Annotated in this window: 17 protein-coding genes; 5 read left to right on the top strand and 12 right to left on the bottom strand. The window is 52.6% G+C overall.

Annotated features, from left to right (window positions below):
* The 9 genes from ACG74X_RS20895 to ACG74X_RS20855 all read right to left on the bottom strand — a co-directional run.
* Window positions 1-1,330 (bottom strand): class I SAM-dependent DNA methyltransferase (locus ACG74X_RS20895; RefSeq protein ID WP_411237259.1); only part of this gene is annotated, 1,330 nt, incomplete at its 3' end.
* Between the two features lie 121 nt (window positions 1,331-1,451).
* Window positions 1,452-1,745: a hypothetical protein gene (locus tag ACG74X_RS20890; protein ID WP_411237258.1), complete on the bottom strand. Its 294-nt coding sequence runs from the start codon at window positions 1,743-1,745 to the stop codon at window positions 1,452-1,454.
* Window positions 1,727-2,395: a ParA family protein gene (locus ACG74X_RS20885; protein ID WP_411237257.1), complete on the bottom strand. Its 669-nt coding sequence runs from the start codon at window positions 2,393-2,395 to the stop codon at window positions 1,727-1,729. Before ACG74X_RS20885 ends, ACG74X_RS20890 begins: the two co-directional genes overlap by 19 nt.
* A gap of 87 nt (window positions 2,396-2,482) precedes the next feature.
* The gene (locus ACG74X_RS20880; RefSeq protein WP_411237256.1) at window positions 2,483-3,535 is read right to left on the bottom strand and encodes a replication initiator protein A; all 1,053 of its coding nucleotides are present in this window, start codon (window positions 3,533-3,535) and stop codon (window positions 2,483-2,485) included.
* 501 nt (window positions 3,536-4,036) lie between these two features.
* Window positions 4,037-5,494, bottom strand: coding sequence for a MobV family relaxase (mobV, locus tag ACG74X_RS20875; RefSeq protein WP_411237255.1), 1,458 nt, complete (start codon window positions 5,492-5,494; stop codon window positions 4,037-4,039).
* A 114-nt stretch (window positions 5,495-5,608) separates the two neighbouring features.
* Window positions 5,609-5,731, bottom strand: coding sequence for a hypothetical protein (locus ACG74X_RS20870; protein ID WP_411237254.1), 123 nt, complete (start codon window positions 5,729-5,731; stop codon window positions 5,609-5,611).
* The gene (locus tag ACG74X_RS20865; protein WP_411237253.1) at window positions 5,721-5,954 is read right to left on the bottom strand and encodes a type II toxin-antitoxin system VapB family antitoxin; all 234 of its coding nucleotides are present in this window, start codon (window positions 5,952-5,954) and stop codon (window positions 5,721-5,723) included. The genes ACG74X_RS20870 and ACG74X_RS20865 overlap by 11 nt, the downstream gene beginning before the upstream one ends.
* A 12-nt stretch (window positions 5,955-5,966) precedes the next feature.
* The gene (locus ACG74X_RS20860) at window positions 5,967-6,158 is read right to left on the bottom strand and encodes a hypothetical protein (RefSeq protein ID WP_411237252.1); all 192 of its coding nucleotides are present in this window, start codon (window positions 6,156-6,158) and stop codon (window positions 5,967-5,969) included.
* Between the two features lie 16 nt (window positions 6,159-6,174).
* Entirely contained in the window at window positions 6,175-6,981 is an 807-nt protein-coding gene (locus ACG74X_RS20855; protein ID WP_411237251.1) for a hypothetical protein, read from the bottom strand.
* An 83-nt stretch (window positions 6,982-7,064) separates the two neighbouring features.
* Between ACG74X_RS20855 and ACG74X_RS20850 the strand changes: the two genes are divergently transcribed.
* The 3 genes from ACG74X_RS20850 (at window position 7,065) to ACG74X_RS20840 (ending at window position 11,149) form a co-directional block, all read left to right on the top strand.
* A complete protein-coding gene (locus tag ACG74X_RS20850) occupies window positions 7,065-7,295 on the top strand; it encodes a helix-turn-helix domain-containing protein (RefSeq protein WP_411237260.1) in 231 nt (76 codons plus the stop codon).
* Window positions 7,296-7,514: 219 nt separating this feature from the next.
* Window positions 7,515-9,428, top strand: a complete 1,914-nt coding sequence (locus tag ACG74X_RS20845) for a hypothetical protein (protein ID WP_411237250.1) — start codon at window positions 7,515-7,517, stop codon at window positions 9,426-9,428.
* Window positions 9,429-10,180: 752 nt separating this feature from the next.
* The gene (locus ACG74X_RS20840; protein WP_411237249.1) at window positions 10,181-11,149 is read left to right on the top strand and encodes a hypothetical protein; all 969 of its coding nucleotides are present in this window, start codon (window positions 10,181-10,183) and stop codon (window positions 11,147-11,149) included.
* A 156-nt stretch (window positions 11,150-11,305) separates the two neighbouring features.
* Here ACG74X_RS20840 and ACG74X_RS20835 read toward each other — a convergent pair whose 3' ends face one another.
* Window positions 11,306-12,382 (bottom strand): Hint domain-containing protein, encoded by a 1,077-nt coding sequence (locus ACG74X_RS20835; RefSeq protein WP_411237248.1) that lies wholly within the window; start codon window positions 12,380-12,382, stop codon window positions 11,306-11,308.
* Window positions 12,383-12,682: 300 nt separating this feature from the next.
* Between ACG74X_RS20835 and ACG74X_RS20830 the strand changes: the two genes are divergently transcribed.
* Window positions 12,683-13,222 (top strand): recombinase family protein, encoded by a 540-nt coding sequence (locus ACG74X_RS20830; RefSeq protein WP_411237247.1) that lies wholly within the window; start codon window positions 12,683-12,685, stop codon window positions 13,220-13,222.
* A gap of 81 nt (window positions 13,223-13,303) precedes the next feature.
* On the top strand, window positions 13,304-14,422 hold the full coding sequence (locus ACG74X_RS20825; protein ID WP_411237246.1) for a hypothetical protein: 1,119 nt from the start codon (window positions 13,304-13,306) through the stop codon (window positions 14,420-14,422).
* Here the strand turns inward: ACG74X_RS20825 and ACG74X_RS20820 are convergent.
* Together ACG74X_RS20820 and ACG74X_RS20815 are read right to left on the bottom strand one after the other, a co-directional pair.
* Entirely contained in the window at window positions 14,412-15,440 is a 1,029-nt protein-coding gene (locus ACG74X_RS20820; RefSeq protein WP_411237245.1) for a DNA adenine methylase, read from the bottom strand. The genes ACG74X_RS20825 and ACG74X_RS20820 overlap by 11 nt on opposite strands.
* 5 nt (window positions 15,441-15,445) lie before the next feature.
* On the bottom strand, window positions 15,446-15,959 hold a 514-nt coding region (locus ACG74X_RS20815; protein WP_411237244.1), incomplete at its 5' end, for a TaqI-like C-terminal specificity domain-containing protein.

Below are 15,959 nucleotides of genomic sequence, written 5' to 3'. Positions count from 1 at the left end.
CATAGTAGAGGAAGAAATTTTGCTCTTTCGACAATGGTACATAGTGGAAGACGACTTGGTTAGAGGCCGCTGCCTTTTTTGTCACCGTAGCCTTGAGACCGACACCTGTTTTTCTGACAAGCAGCCTTTCCTGAGAATAAAGTTCATGGCTCTTATAGTTGATACCAGTCACGTTGAGTTTGATTTGCCGGGAACAAGACAGTGCGTAGCGCCCAATGTCTTCACCGACGATGAGCGGCATAAATCCGGGCTGTTTCTCCGTACCTGTCTCAACAATTTGCTGTGTCGCCATCCCTTCAGAATGTGCGGTCAGACCACAACCTTGGCAGATCACGTCTCTGGGACGTGTAGGCGCAGGAGTGACGCGAGCGCAGTTGCTACAAACCTTGACCAGTCCGCGTTTGGAAAGCTCTACACCTCGTCCTGAAACAACCAAGTCAGTCCAGCTACCTCCAGCTGCTTCAATTCTACCCAATAAATTTTGGTCAGACGTGCGAACATCTATGTCCCAGCGACACCCAGGGTCCGACAAGAAACGGCTTTGATTAACTTTGTGACTGCTGCTTTTTCGCGTATTTTGCAAATCAAGGTCACCTGACAATACCGCTGCCCGTTGCGTCTTTGAAAGCCGAAGCACCTCAACAACATGAGTAGGCTTTGGTTTGCTTTTACGCACCAGAAGAACTGTCGTTCCCCGGTAGATGCCTTTGAATATCCCCTCCCCCAACCGTGCAATCAGCTCAACAGTATGGTTTTTAGAGATAAGCGATCTTGTAGGAGCATGTTCAGGAGAAAATATGGCGTCGGGAAGGATGAACACAGCCATGCCGCCGTCTTCCAAAGCCTGTAATGACATCTCGACAAATAGAGACCAGCTATCAAATTGCCCGTTTGCAAGACTGTATCCCAACGCTCTGAGACGCCCAGAAGAATGAAGCAGATCAGCGCCCCAAGGTGGGTTGGAGATCACAGCACCAGTCTTAAAACTTTGGCGACGTTTGTTAACAGATGGCGATAGCAGCATGTCTTCAGTCTTAATGACTGCTAACCTACCTAGACGTGTTTGAGCGGCCCGCGACGCATCAGCGTCGATGTCCATTCCAAAGAGTTTTGCGTTTGGGAGCTGTTCGAATGCAGCATCCAAAAGTTCGCCATCACCACATGCTGGATCAAGTAAATTACCAGACCAATGCTCTCCAAGGTGCTCTTTTAAGAGAAGTGCCACCCACGTTGCTAAGAACCGTGGGGTGAACACCTGCCCTTTCTCAAAGCCAACAGGAAGGCTAATCGCAGCGTCTTCGATGCGCCTTTCTAGTTTGGTTATTAGCATGTTTTCTTCCCTGCTCTGGCGCCCTCAAAATGACTGTTTGAGTGCTTATCTTCTTTTTATAATAGCCAAATCTCTTCAATTTGGTTTATCGCTCAAGTCCATAACAGTTACCTGTTATGTGTTATCTTCTGCGACCATCGATCTCTGCGTTGGCGGGTATGTCGATCCCCCCAGCTCTAAGGCATTCGTATAGCAGTTCTTTTTTGGTCAATCCCCGCTTTTGAGCCTCTGACGCGAAGGCTTCTTTGATCGGCTCTGGCACGTTAGTGAAAGAAAACTGCACACGCGGAGCATCTTTCAAAGCTGAAGACTTGGCTTTGCTCACGCTTAGCAGCGGAGCAGAGAGTTTCTTCAGTTTCCGGGCGTTATCATCGCCATCCAACTCGTCATCGAGATTTACGCTGACTTTGGCCATGATCCGCTCCTGTAAAAACTGATAAGACCCCTACCCTGCAAATCGGCCAATACCGATTGTGCGGACCTTTTCGCCGGTCCTTGTGGAGTCTGCCCTGTCGAGGTCATTTCCTTGAAGCCCGTCCGATGAGCACACATGGCTTGGAGCCTTGGCACATCTTGCGCATCAAACGCGTCCGCAATGGCCTGCGTAATATTGGTGTTAGCATCTACATCCATCATCACAACAAGTGCTGGAATGTCTTTTTCCATTGTTTCTGCAACGCTTTGAACATGCGAGAACGTCCGCTTTGCACCTTTGGCGTCTGCCTCGTTGGCCTTTGAAGGTATAAGGATTAAATTGGCGGCTGCGATAGCGTGCATCGCCATGGCGGACTTGAAGCCCGCCGTGTCGACGAAGATAACATCATAAGGCGGATCGTTTTTCTTCAAGGCCTTGACCGTTGGGATCAGCTTCTCATCATCTTCCTCATAGAGCCAATCAAGACTAGTCTGCCCTTTCTTCGCCCAAGATTCCAAGTGCCGTTGCGGGTCTGTGTCGATCACCACAACCTTTGCCCCATCCTCCACCATCAGACTTGCGAGAGCCGTTAGAAGCGTTGTTTTCCCGGCTCCACCTTTTTCTTGCACTACGCTGATAACTTGCGTCATGATCTGCCTCATTTTTTACTCATCTTATCTGTTAACAGATAACAGTCAACACATAACTACTAATTGATAACAGATAAGTAATATCCATTAAGGTGCCCTGCCCTTTCGCTCATACCACTTTCGACAAAACCCGACGAATGCCCCGTCGACATGGCGTGGAGCTTCGCTCATCCACATCCGCCATTCCTGTTCGAGGAAATAGACATCCCATGACGGGGCGGCATCGCGGGCCTTCTCATACCCTTCGGAAGAAATGCGAACGGTATCGGCTAGACCAGAGGTTGGTTTCTCGGCATAGATCTCAAGAAACTCAGCCTTTGGCGTTACTTCCAAAACGTCGTGCAACAGACGGAACCGGTAGTCCGGCATGTGTGCCTGAGCCTCATCCGCTTTGCAGATGGTTTTTACAAGGCGCTTAAACTCTTTCGACGTAGAGGTTGAGCCAGTCTTGTGTTGCAGTTTGTCCAAACCGATCCGCCAGACGTCCTGTTTTCCGCAATGCTTGCGAGCGAGTTCATATAGACGCCGTTCCAGAGGTTTCCGAAGCTGGAAATACGCCCGATGAAGGGTCAAAACATTTTTGTTTTCGATAGCCTTAACAAGCCAATCACCCATTTCCAGCTCGACGCTCAGGAGCCGTCCAGTGGAGTCTTCCTTTACGATCCGCGCATCCGTAATGAACGAGATTGAACGCCATTCACCTATCCCATGGTCGTGGATGTTGGTTTCAATCTGCGTGAACTGGAGGCGGGTGAGGGCGCGGCGTAGCGTTGCGTAAGCCTGTCCGGTCGTGTGTCGGTTTGTTGCCTTGAGCAAATCATGCGCCGAAATTTGCACGCGGCGGCCAATTTCCTGCCCGTCGTTCTTTGCTGCCATGAGCTGACTGAGAACATAAATCAGAATGTCTCTGTCAAAGACGTTCGCGCGGCCTTCTTCAGCCGCAGGGGTGATCTTCACTTTCACATTGCCCTGCTCATACTGGAACGCGGACATGTCTTTTTTCACCGATAACGAGAATAGGGGATGCTCCATCGAAGCACGGTCACTTTTTGGAGTTGCATCAAGTATATCGCACACAAACAGATCAGGCTCTGTGTGCCTTTCCGGCAAAAGGGCCGTGCGCTTTCTTGGTCTTGCCATTATTCGATACTCTACACACCATTTTTCGACAGTCTGCCCACCAGAGTGTCGAGTTTTTCGATACTCTACACACCTTTCCTCGATAGTCTACCCACCGTTCTTCGATACTCTACACACCAACAGGTAAAAAAGGGGCTGAATCGGGGAATAATATCAGTAGGTTACGAAACCGCTGATTCTCGTAACACATATATAACACATATATAACACACAGCTTGCAGCCAAGGCTTCCCAAAGCTGAACGCAAAACATCACTGCTGGTAGAGCACGCAGGCATCAAAATTGCTTGTTGTGCTAGCCACATCGCCCCAAGGACAGCGCAAGTTGCAGGGTTGCTGGCTAAGAAGTGAGAAAGCAGCAGCAGCGACATCACCAAAGCCAGAACGACAGCACCCAGACCGAACCAAGACAGGCGGGATTTAGGACATATCGTGCAAACGGCTCAACGATACATACAGCTCACCACCAGGCAGAGCAGGGAGGTCGGGCTTCGCATAACTTTCACTCCCGCTCGTTCACGTACTCATCACCACGATCCAGCCCGAAATGCTCTTTCAGCATATCGCGGCTATCTTCCATCCGGCGCTCCGTCTCCTGGCTCATTTCGTAGCGGTTGCCGCGATTGTACATCTCCGCCTGCATGAGCAGCTGGCGCGAGAACACGGGATCAGTCGTGATGTGGTCGATGGACGTCAGATCGCCTTGCCGGAAGCGGTTATACTGCGCCTGCGTCGTCGCTTCCCGAAGAAGCGCGATGACTTCAAGGTGTTCCTCTGCCGTGTTCGTCAGCAGATAGTCATCGGGGCTGCGGGCTTCCCATCTGGCCAGTCCTTCCAGATTTTTAGCAACGGCGCTGTCTTCGCGGTCCTGCTGAACCTGTTTGAGACCTTTCACACCCTGTTCGTTCAAAATGCTGTCGATCGCGTAGCGCACGTGTTCGGGATATTCAGCGGCCCGCTCAAGGTATTGATCCTGAAACCGGTTGAGAACCGCCTGCTTGTCCCGGCCTTCGTGTTTCGCCACGTTGTACGCGACTTCTAGTGCATCAAGATCGCGGGCGAGGGCTTCGGCCTTCGCTTCGCTGTTGGCCGCGTGCAGGCGCGCCTCAGCCAGCTCCTGAGCCACGGCGTCCCGTTCCCCTGACAAACGGCCAGCTACGGCTCTCACAGCCTCTGAGGCGATCTCTGAGAGCCTGTCGCGGTATTCTTCGTCCGTTTCCCTGCCGCGCCCCATGAAGCCGCCTGTGGCGCGCTCAGGGAGGTTCAGGGAAAGGTTTTCGTTGGCATTGGCGCGGGCGTAGAAGCTTTTGATGGTTTCGTGCTTGGCACCGGACCGCATGAGACCGCGCTCAAGGCCGTATTTCGCACCGACCCGTTCAGCGTAGTCGGTCTGCATCGCGGATAGATCTTTTGCGTTGCCGACGATGTCCCGCGCGTTCAGCTTGCCGCGCTCATCGAGCGGTATGACCAAGACCTGCAAGTGGGGGGTGGTCTCATCCATGTGGATCACAGCCGAGAGGATGTTTTCCGCACCATGCTTTTCCTCGATCCAGGCGAAGGCATCGCGCAGGTAGTCCTCACTTTGGATGCTCCCCATCTGGGCCATCTCCTCTGGGGAGGCCGACATGACATATTCGATGGCAGGGACGGCGTTCCGGCGGACCTTCTCGGGGGCGCGTTCGTCCCAGAGCGCCATCAGCTCCTTTGCGGTCCTTGCCCCCGCCAGATGAATGTTGCGATGCGCATCCTCGGGCCGTGCATTGGCCGCATCGCGTTCGCGCAGGTTGTGGCGTGCGGCGGCGGAGAGGTTTGCTTTGCCGCGACCTTTTTCACCGGAGATTTTTTTGAGCCGGAGAATGGCGTACTTGCGTTCCCCCTTGGGGCGGCGCAAGGATGCACCACCGTTTCTGCGGGGGTCGATCTCGATCTGACCCATCACCTTGTTCACAGCACCGGCCATCACGCACCCCATATTTTAAGAAATGTACACTCACTAGACAATTTGTCCTGCGTCCCAATTATCGCTCGGCCTCAAGAGAGGCAAGTCTGTACATTTCCTAAAATATGGAAGGGGTCAGTTCAGCGCCTGATCGATGGCCCCAAGCAGGCTGATCACAAGTACCAGAGCGATCATCACCCAGGGGCTTTCCCACCAGAGTTTTGCGGGTTCGGTGGTGTGCCGGTTTTCAGAGCTCATCGGTGAACGCCTTCATGTCGAAGTCCGGATCAACCGCGCCAAGGGCGGCGGCGCGGGCTTGCAACGGCCTGATCCGGTCGCTGAGAGAGGTCTGTTTGTGGTGGCGTGCGAGGGCAGCTTCCAGCGCCTGACGCACGGCCTCGGTCTTCGTCTTGGCTCCGGTGACGCGCATCAGCGTCACTGCCAGTTCATCAACCTCATCGTCGCGGATATAGAGCGGCATGGCAGGCTCCTCTTACAGAATGCGTCCGAGCAGGGTCAGGCCCACGGCGATCGCCACGCCCAACAGAATGCAGACCAGCGCCATGGTAATGGCGTGCCATATCACTTGCGGAGCGGGGCGGTTTTGAAGCCGCGCGGTTTCCATGGCCAGTTGCCGGATCGTCTCGCGCTGAAGCCGGGCCAGGTCGCTGCGTTGGTCGGTCATTCACGTCTCCTTTTCGTCAGCATCGCGTGGTTTTCATTATGCGGCGCCTCACGAGGGGAGGCTTCATTGTCGGCTTTTGGTACTTCCAACCGATCGGTTCCACCTGACCAGTATACCACGCTTTTGCGCAGACGATGTTTTCCACGAGGATACCTCCATCTGCCTTCTCGCTGACATAATAATCCGTGATGGCCCGCTCCCGGTCGGGAATGAGGTCGGCCGGGGCGGCAGGCGGGTCATCTGCATACATTGGAACCATCAACCTTATCAGACGCCCGATCTCAGTCAGACGGACGGCATCCACAAGGAACGGCGAGACCTCGCCGCGGTAGATTTCCAGCTTTTCCGGGATAGCATAGCCCTTTTCGATCAGCTGCGTTGCGATTTTGACAGACGTAAAGCCATGATCGCTGAGATGCATGAGACCGGTACTGATGTCATTAAGCACAGCAGGAGCGGTCTTATCCGCAGTACTAGAGGCAGGTGGGGATGCCACAGCAGATTCTGCACCTATCCGGTGCGGAACCGATGTGCCTTCTTCCATCGGCAGGGTGATGTTGCGGAACCCCAGTTTCCACATGAACGAGATCAGTCCGTAACCGGTTTTGAACGTTCTCAGCTGCGGACCATCATTGCCGCGCGCGGACACAAGGAACCGCTCAGCTTCGCCGCGATGTTCGGGCACCTGGACCGCCCACTCGCCGTACCAGACCGCTGCCTTGAAGCGGGGCGCGGTCATGCAAACGATGTCGATCAGGTAACCGGCCTCGATCAGAACGACGAGCTGCGGACGGGTGACATAGGGATGCACGGGCGGGTTCAAATCAGTCTCCATTCGGAAGGTTCAATGTTGAATGTATCTTAAAACAGGTAGAGTTAAAACCGACAACGGGGTGTTTCTTGGGCGTGAAAAGAACGCCCAAAAGCCAGCTTCGCGATGTCATCGCCCGAAATCTCCGACTCCAGCGCGCAGAGCGCGGCTGGTCGCAGGAGCGGCTTGCCTTGGAAAGCGGATTGAACCGGACCTATCTGAGCGCTGTCGAACGGTCGGAGCAGAATATTTCCATCGACAATATCGCTCGGCTGGCAACGGCTTTGAATATTGAAGCGTGGATGTTGGTAAAAGCTTCTAGCTGATGAACCTAGTGTGAATAAGCGCCAGATTTGTTTTGACAGGTGCACACAGAAGATGTTGCTCAGTCTTTCCAGCCTCAGAACAGCATTATTCTAAAAGCTTTTTGCTTTCAGCCTCTTGAAGCTGCGACCGATTTCTCCGAAAGGTTGTGCAAGCCTCTTTGGCGTTCATGGTTTTGAACGTTTTAGTCAACCGTGAACCCCAAGATCTGATGAGGAAAAATGAAAATTCTGAAATCCATCGCTTTGCTGATCCCTCTTGCAACCATGTGCCTAGCTGGTCCGGCTGCTGCCCAAATCGCTGACAACCCTGACAGAGCATTTGTCGAAATTCTTCACAACATCCTCTCCGGAGCGAGTCCCGACTTCGAGGCTGAAGCGCGCAACACACCTACCTATCGCGAGGCGGATGAATTCAACCGTGCAACAGTTCTCACAGAAGAGGTCGCGCGACTGCGGGAGCAATATACAGATGTTGCGCAATACGATGGCATCACACTTGCGGTCACGACATCCTTAGGTGAATGGGATGCAGCTGAAAGCGCGTTCCCGGTTTCTCTGTTCAGGGCGGGAGCTTACATCAATATTGGCCCAGGCGTTGCATTTTCGAACCCGATTCAGGCCCGTTTCTGGGTTCTTCAAATGGACGATGCGCGCGATATTATCGCCCGCCTTCCTACGCGCAGTGTGATTGCAGAGGTAACGTTGAAAAACCTTCATGTCTCTGCGGAGAATGGTCAACGGGTAACTGGTGACATCGCCAGCGTCGAAATGAAGACTCCCCAAGGGGAGAGTCTGGGTCGCTATGACGTGGCACCACCACGGCAGATCGATGATAGCATCGATTTAGGGGCCGCTGCCCGCACGCTTTCTGACACGCTGAAAGTGCCACAACTTGGCACCGATCTCGCTGTTGGTCTTGATTGGGCACAAAACAATGCCGAGGGCGTTGCGTGGAGCGTGCGCAGCTTTAGCGGGCCTGTGGCCTATGAAGGTATGAACGAGGGCCCTTTCCCGAGGTTCGTTCCTGACTCGGATGTTGTTCGCATCGGATTTTCAAGTACCGACGAAAATGCCAAAGGTGTTTTGCGCAGTGCCGGTTTCAACATCACCCAACTGACAAACCCGAACTGGTTTGGCGCACAGCTTGACTGTTACACAGATGATATCGCAGATCGCTGTGGTGTAATGACATTCGCCAAGCAGGGCGACACCCATGTTCTGACCGAAATCATCATTCTTGACGACTTCGCGCGGACCAACTTTCGTGAGCTAACGCAATCTATCCTTGGCGATACTGCTGCTGCATTTACCTATGATGAGCGAACCCCGACCACTGTCGGAACGTCAATCGCCTACAAGTTCGACGGAGAGCTTTACTATCTGGGTCAACGCGAAGCTGGCGGCATCCCATCCTTCGATCTGCGGACTGGCTATAGGGACAACTACCATGCCCCTGTCATGCTCTTTGGTTTTGGCAGCGAAGACGGTCGCGCGATTAGCGTTGCCCGTATTTCTGCACTGTCGGATGGGTCGAACATCGTCATCGCTGAACCGAAGGCATCCACTGAAGAAACGGAAGGCCAGATCGATGGTCTTTTGACGATTAATCCGGAATGGCATGAAGCTATAGCGGCAGAAAATTGTCTGACGGAGACCGGGTTCGGCACGTGCACTTCCGCAGCAACATTGAGTCCGTCTTCAAACGGGAATTTCTATGTGGGACCTACCGAGGAAACGTCCCGTTTGCTGACCAAGTTCAACATCTACAGCGAAGAGTGTCGTGGAGCCGTTGGTCAAGAGAATATCGAGGGCTGGTGCGACAAGCGGAATGAAGCGAGAGACCAGCTCGCGGCGCAAGGCGTCTGTCTGGGGGATACAGGATTTAGCCTGTGTGCCACCGACAAACAGGAAAATTTGCCTATTTTTGGGGTATGGGACTGTGATGGTGGGCCTATGACCATCGACGCAGATACATATCAGGGGAAACCTATAGACACGATTGAAGAAAACGCAGGTAATTTCCTTGTGACGATGGCCGATGGCTACAGGTTCGCTACGTTTGATGTCACGCCGACATCTTTCACATGGTACTCACCACAAAGCGGTGACTCCTTTAATTGCCGCAAGCCGTGACAAGCGCACCTCTGTCGCTCACGACTGATGCAAGCTTCGAAGCAGAGCTTGCACAGCGTCTACAGGCATGTCTCAACAAGATCGCACAAGAGACCGGATCGGATGCCATTGCGCGACACACAAAAAATATCACGACTGAAACACATATCTTTGACGCGACATGCGACCTGACCCTAGTAAACGATGTGCGAACGGAACGGGTTACATCCAGTAATTCTATAGCTGGTACGCTAAAAGAGGTGCAGACAATTCAGGCGCAGCGGTTTGACGACTTGATGCAAACCCAATGGCATAATCACCTGCTTACAGGTTTGTCTTCAACCGAGCTAACATCTGCTGACAAGTGCAGTGTTTGTAATGGGAAGGGACAAGTAACCTGTAGTTCTTGTAGCGGCAGAAAAACACAGCCATGCCCAACGTATCAGTGTCAATCTGGGCGCATCCAGTGCGGCAAATGTCAGAATGGCAGAGCGCAGTGCAGTAACTGCTACGGCCAGCGCATGATCTCAAAAACGGACATGGTAAAATGGGAGCGACCAAACGGCGAATTTGGCTACACTAATCAGCAAAGAATGGTGAATTGCCCTTTATGTGGCGGTTCAGGTGAATACGGAATGTGCTTTGAGTGTATGGGCTCAGCTAAGGTGACCTGTTCAACATGTAATGGTCGATCTACCGTGGCTTGTTCGAAGTGTTCAGGTTCGGGCGAAATACGCTGTCATAAATGTGATTCTGGAATAGTTTACAACCGAGTGATCGCACAACCCAGTGTGAGGTGTTCTACGCAGTATGAGACCTCTGACCTTCAACGGTTTAAGCAACTCAAATCCAAAGCGCCGGGGTTTCTGTCACATCCTGATGCACGAAATCCTCGCAATTTTCGAGGCGAACGGTCTGGCGACACAGGGCGGGCGACCTATACCGCCCATGCCCATGCCGCTGTACTCACTGATAAAGATGAGATCGCATTAGCACTGGGTAGTCCGGCCCATGATCCATTCGTATCTGAAAATTTGAAGCGGCAGGCGTCTGTCCCAGTGTATAGCAGCCTTCAGGCTCGCGCTTTTGACACTCTTGCCCAAACTCCGCTCGGCGAAGCTTTCCTAAACGTTCTGCGTGGAGATCCGTCGAGCAGTGATAGTGAACTGATCCAATATTACGATTCTGACGGGCAGACCAAAACCGAAATAGCCGCCGCACGAACCGAGCTAGAAAAATCAATATCTTCGGGCGTTGTAGGCATGCGGATAGCAGTTTTGCTACTGGCTTTCATTTTGCCACTTATAATTTACGAGCGCGGATTTTTGTTAAAGGCGTCGATCGCAGGTCTCACCGACTGGCGTCCTCTGCTCATCACGAGTTTTGCATTACCTGTTCTGGCGGTCCTGATCTGTAGTCTAATTTTCCAAAAGCGACGTTGGCATATGGTTCGGAATACCGGGCTGGGGAAATTCAAAGGTCACACCCTCAAGTTGTCTCGGCTCATGTTTTTTGCCGTTGCGGTAACTATTATATCGCATGAGTTGGTAGTCAGCGGCGTTGCGGCCAAAATCTCCCAAACTGCGGCAGTCAGGTCTTTGCAGGTCGAATTGAACTATCCTGCTCCCTGTGATGAAGTCAGTGCTCTAGGCCGTATATGGTGCTCTTTGGACACAACGAAGAGTATTTTGGGGTTTGCGCTTTCTGGCCCATTGCCTTTGAAGGAGCTGATCGAACGATAATCCTTCAGTATCATGTAAATAAAGCAAAAAAATTCCTTTGCGTTGGCGCCACAGACGTCAAGTTTAGCGAACCGTTCAACAAACGGTCCTTTCCGCCGGTGACAGAAACGGTTGTGTTTTGGCACATCCTGCGGTTCGGAGAAGGTCTCCAATAGGCTACTTTAAGACCCGAAGTTTCACCGATGGCTTTAGATTGCCGTCTGCAGTTTCTACCCGGCTCTTCAGACGAAGCGCCTCGGAGACCGCTTCGCTCTCGCGAACCGACAGAAGACGACGCGCTGAGGGATACACGACCGATGCACTCTGGTGACGCAGCGCCGGACAAATCGACAGTATTGCTGCCCGGCCCAGAGCGCCGAGACGACGCAACGCTTGTGGGCCAGGATATAGCGTCTCGACACCCAGGCCGTCGGCAAAGATGATTTCGTGTCGCTCCGTGAACAGTGTGACGTACTCGATATGCTGTCTGCCACGCATCTCCCGAATACGTGGCAGACTTGCCAACCCTTTTGACGGCGCAAGGACCTCAGATGTTCCAAACAGCCAAACACATGCCGGATCATCGACAAGAACCCGATGATCAGGTGACAAAACCAAGTCTCGACGCGGTCGCTGATTGCCGAAAGATGCAGCCTTTATCAGAATTGGTTTCCCGCTCGCGTGGTTGGTCAAGTCGAGACTCCGTCTTCCAACCCAAGCAAGCGGAACAGCTCCATGATCCTGTGTTTCAACCAAATCACCGGTTTTCAACGCCGCAATCTCGGTCGAACCGGTCGGTGTCGCAATCATTGCTCCAGGCGCAATACACGGGAAGTCCTCAAAATCGAGCTGCCCGTCGTCGTCGCCCCCGGCACTCGAACTTTCATCGGCTTCCGTGTAGGTGACCGTTGCAGGTCCCACAGGAACACCGCCCAAATCGATCAGAAAGGGCTGGTTGCTGAGCAAGAGATGTTCATCCCCCGCTCCGCGTCCTTGTTCAATGTCGGGCTGCACGCCGGTTCGGGGAACGACAACGTTCCCGTCAGCGTCAAGAATGGTGATGAACTGACCATTCTCAAACTCGGTGACACCAGAATTCACCTGTTCCACAATGACTGTGTAAAGTTGATCAGCCGTTCCCACGGCCTCGACACCATTTACCGTAACGACCCGATCTGGCCCGTTCCCCGTACCCGAGAAACTGGTGTAACGACCGATCTGATCTCCGCGGAGGATCAAGGTCACTGTGGGCATACGACGCAACTCCAAGTAGCAGATGCAATGATAGTACAACGACGGCATCAGCCATAACTCTTATTCACTTCAGTGCATGCATATCGGCGCAATTCTGCTACCCCGAAACGTCACTCGTCGTGGGTTAGCAGGGGCGACCTCATCCCATGGCGCGGACAAAACACCTTGGCCAAAACCTTCCGGCCAAAAACGCTCGTTTGTGCCGCCCCGCCCTGCCCCACGCCAGATCAACCGCTTAAGCTGGACAAAAACCCACGGCAAAACCTTTGCGGTTCTGGCAGGTTTTTGTCACAGTGAGACATGATCATTGGATACGCTCGCGTCAGCACTGACGACCAGAACCTAGACGCCCAGATTGACGCACTTACAACGGCAGGGGCTGACAAACTGTTTGCTGACAAGATCAGCGGATCAAAGCGCGAGCGGCCTGAGCTGGATAGAATGCTGGACCAACTCCGTGACGGTGACATTGTGACCGTCACCAAATATGACCGTTTGGCCCGGTCGCTGAAAGACCTTCTGGAGATCGTAGAGATCATACGGGCGCGCGGAGCCGGCTTTCGGTCTCTTGCCGAGGACATCGACACTATGACCCCGGCTGGGCGTCTTGTGTTTCACGTCTTTGCGTCCATCGCGCAGTTCGAGCGTGAACGGATTTCGGAGAGAACTAAGGAAGGGCTGGCGTCAGCTCGCAAGCGCGGGCGGATTGGTGGCAGGCCCCCTGCCCTAACCCCCGCCCAAAAGATCGAAGTGCAGCGTATGAGAGACCAGGAACACCGCGCCGTTCCCGAGATCGCACGGCTGTTCAGGGTGAGCGAACGGACGGTTCGGCGAGCTTAGATGACGGACGGGTACTATCCGATGTAATGTCCCGATCAATAACTGCGACTCAGTTCGCATGATCGAGGCAGAGGCAGAATAGTGACAAACGTATCAGAGCTTATTTTCAGGCAGATTACGCCTGCGGATTTCTTCAACATTAACAAGCAGCCAGGCACTGAAGATCGAGGTGGTGGTCAATCCTATATTGATGTCCCGGTGAAGAATGTAGACTTGGCTACATGGCATTCTTTTTTCAATGGAATTGAACCAACAAATACAAGAAGTGGACCATTGTGGACCGTTGAGATTAATAGCCTTGGCGGTTTGGGGGCGCAGTTGGTTGCCATCGGCCAAAGGCGGGATGCCAGCGTAAACATTCGTTCGCAAAAACTTTTTAGCCGATCTAGCAATCGTGTTTTTGCGTGGCATCCAGATCACGGTGGTTTTCCACGCGCGCCAGTTGAGATGGCTTCAGCAGAAGATCCCCGTGTCATCGAGCTAACCGCTGGAGTTCGAGTTTTCCTACTAAAAACTGAAGACGGTGAGTATTGGGCGGGTTGGTTGAAAACTGAAGAGATTGAACGCTTGTCAGCGATAGACCAGCGCTTCGAAACCATGCTCACTGAACCTGCTGGGCATCTTACGTTTGACCCTACGATCGAGCTGAACGTGGCAAGCTTGAAGGATCCTTTTGGTGTCAGACCTCAAACCGTTGAAGGGGTAGAGGTGGGTGCTCCTCACGAGCCAGTAAGTCCTAAGAAAAAAGCACCATACAACGCCAAAGCTGGTCGCACTGAAGAGGCTATCGCCGCAGACCTATTTCAAGACGACTCTTCATCAGAAGATGTGAAAAAAACACAAAAGGTCATTGAGACGTTTGAGCGGAATCGAAAAGCGGTTCGTGATCTAAAGCGGCTCTATAAAACATGCCAGATCACCGGTGACGATTTCATCTTTTCCAAGGTCAACGGTGAGCCATATTTGGAAGTTCACCACCTAGTTCCGTTAGGAGAAGGCGGTTCAGACAATCCAACAAACTTGGTGGTGATAAGCGCGCACATCCATCGGATGCTACACTACGCTGTTGTTGAAGGCATCGACCTCGCCAAGATTGTGGATGACAAACTAGACTTTACGATAAACGGTGAGAATTTCTCGATCACTTGGCGACCAGAGCATGCCAAAGTCATCGCGGATGCTGGAGGCACTACCGCTTGATATGAAAGAGGTATTCGATCACCGTGCCGCCCTGCCCTCCCGCGTTGCTTCTGAAGCGCGTGAAGGGGATTTTCTGGAGCGAAACTGTCCCAACTTCCGAAAATAGCTCCATAAGCTGTTCCTCAGTCAACAAACCATCTTCACTGTAACTGATCATAAACTGGTCGCACTGCGCCAAGTTGAAAATCATACGAAATGCGTCTCTGATTTTCACCTTGGAACAGAAGTCTGAATATTGATCACGCCACGGCCTAAGTCCGCTAACACCAACCGCTTCTGGCGAGTCTCCACGCGCGATTGTCTCGATAATGTGGTAGTTTGCTGCATATTGCCGCTTCATATATGGCGGATCAATGTAGCAGAGGTCCGCTTCAATCAACGGTGCAACCGTCTCAGCTGGTCCTTGATGAACAATGTGATCGGTTCGGTGCCCGTTCAAGAGAGTTGTTGGGCGTAGCTCAAGCGATGCTAGAGCTGAAGTTCCCCACTTGGATCGGTGGTGGCCATATGTACCGGCGATGTTGGCCACTCGATTACTCGCAAGGACAAGGTCATGCCGCAGAAGCGAATTTTCTGTTTCGGATAACGCACCTGCTTGCTGCCATTGGTTAAGCTGTGCGGTAATCGCGTCGATCCTGCCAGCGTTCTCGCCACTGAAATACTTCCGGGGATCACTACCATTTTCAGGAACACCATCGGGCGAGTATTCTTTATGAAATACACCGTTTTGTGGTTTGAGCTGGTTTAGGTGAGCGAGGACACCAGCATACCTTCCAAGGCCCGTACCGGTAAATTCTGGTTTTTCGGATAGCAGAAGTCTGACTCGTGCATGATGCGCTGCGAATGTCATCATATCCGACGCGATGACACGGTAGCCGGCCGTCCTTAAAGCCTCTGAAACGGCAGCAGTACCGCACATAATATCAGCGACGGTGGCCCCGTCTTTCACAACAGTCTTGAACGAATCCAAGAGAATCGGCAGAAGCCGCGTTTTATTTCCAATATAGCGGTACGACATGGTTCTTAAGGCACCATCTCGATCTGAATCGACCGGCTATCAAAGTCACCTAGAGCACGCATCGGCTCAAGATTTTGCGCCTCACAGATCACCTGCTTGACCCAATCAAGATCAGAGTGATTGAGGTTATAGAGACCAGCGACAAGCCCTTCGATCTCAAGATCAAGTTTTCTATTTTTGCCACCATTGCGAACATGCCTTTTGACACGGTTGGCTATTTCTATGGCCTGCCGCCACGCCTGAGTTCCATCCTTAGGTGCTGGAATAGGCAGTTCTTTCAGGGTCTTGGGTGTCACGTATGGGTGAGAACGCCATTCGTTCTCACCAGATTTTCGGAGGTGGTATGCGAACATTACGCGAGACGAGAGCACTCCCAAAACATAGTAGAGGAAGAAATTTTGCTCTTTCGACAATGGTACATAGTGGAAGACGACTTGGTTAGAGGCCGCTGCCTTTTTTGTCACCGTAGCCTTGAGACCGACACCTGTTTTTCTGACAAGCAGCCTTTCCTGAGAATAA

The organism is Marivita sp. S0852 (assembly GCF_046591575.1).
Taxonomy (GTDB): domain Bacteria; phylum Pseudomonadota; class Alphaproteobacteria; order Rhodobacterales; family Rhodobacteraceae; genus Marivita.
This window is presented reverse-complemented; position numbering and strand designations above follow the sequence as displayed.

Coding starts and splice junctions, on each gene's coding strand:
- ACG74X_RS20890 (WP_411237258.1), bottom strand. CDS start 1,745: ATGGCCAAAGTCAGCGTAAATCTCGATGACGAGTTGGATGGCGATGAT.
- ACG74X_RS20885 (WP_411237257.1), bottom strand. CDS start 2,395: ATGACGCAAGTTATCAGCGTAGTGCAAGAAAAAGGTGGAGCCGGGAAA.
- ACG74X_RS20880 (WP_411237256.1), bottom strand. CDS start 3,535: ATGGCAAGACCAAGAAAGCGCACGGCCCTTTTGCCGGAAAGGCACACA.
- mobV (WP_411237255.1), bottom strand. CDS start 5,494: ATGGCCGGTGCTGTGAACAAGGTGATGGGTCAGATCGAGATCGACCCC.
- ACG74X_RS20870 (WP_411237254.1), bottom strand. CDS start 5,731: ATGAGCTCTGAAAACCGGCACACCACCGAACCCGCAAAACTCTGGTGG.
- ACG74X_RS20865 (WP_411237253.1), bottom strand. CDS start 5,954: ATGCCGCTCTATATCCGCGACGATGAGGTTGATGAACTGGCAGTGACG.
- ACG74X_RS20860 (WP_411237252.1), bottom strand. CDS start 6,158: ATGACCGACCAACGCAGCGACCTGGCCCGGCTTCAGCGCGAGACGATC.
- ACG74X_RS20845 (WP_411237250.1), top strand. CDS start 7,515: ATGAAAATTCTGAAATCCATCGCTTTGCTGATCCCTCTTGCAACCATG.
- ACG74X_RS20835 (WP_411237248.1), bottom strand. CDS start 12,382: ATGCCCACAGTGACCTTGATCCTCCGCGGAGATCAGATCGGTCGTTAC.
- ACG74X_RS20830 (WP_411237247.1), top strand. CDS start 12,683: ATGATCATTGGATACGCTCGCGTCAGCACTGACGACCAGAACCTAGAC.
- ACG74X_RS20820 (WP_411237245.1), bottom strand. CDS start 15,440: ATGTCGTACCGCTATATTGGAAATAAAACGCGGCTTCTGCCGATTCTC.